This window comes from Bacillus sp. AFS098217 (assembly GCF_002551815.1).
In the GTDB taxonomy this organism is placed as follows: domain Bacteria; phylum Bacillota; class Bacilli; order Bacillales; family Bacillaceae_G; genus Bacillus_A.
The window spans coordinates 1-226 of record NZ_NVPR01000109.1 but is presented as its reverse complement, the minus strand read 5'-3'; the positions used below and the strand labels follow the sequence as shown (position 1 = coordinate 226).

2 tRNA genes are annotated in these 226 nt (G+C 51.8%); both read left to right on the top strand.

From position 1 onward, the window contains the following. Positions 1–27 precede the first annotated feature (27 nt). Positions 28–102 (top strand) — tRNA-Asn (locus COO03_RS22945). A 6-nt stretch (positions 103–108) separates the two neighbouring features. After that, positions 109–200, top strand: a tRNA-Ser gene (locus COO03_RS22940). The last annotated feature ends 26 nt before the right edge of the window (positions 201–226 follow it).

Below are 226 nucleotides of genomic sequence, written 5' to 3'. Positions count from 1 at the left end.
AGTAGGACGTTGCCAGGCAATTATTATTCCGCAGTAGCTCAGCGGTAGAGCTATCGGCTGTTAACCGATCGGTCGTAGGTTCGATTCCTACCTGCGGAGCCATTGATTGGAGAGCTGTCCGAGTTGGCCGAAGGAGCACGATTGGAAATCGTGTATACGTCACAAGCGTATCAAGGGTTCGAATCCCTTGCTCTCCGCCATAGCATTTTTGGCCCGTTGGTCAAGT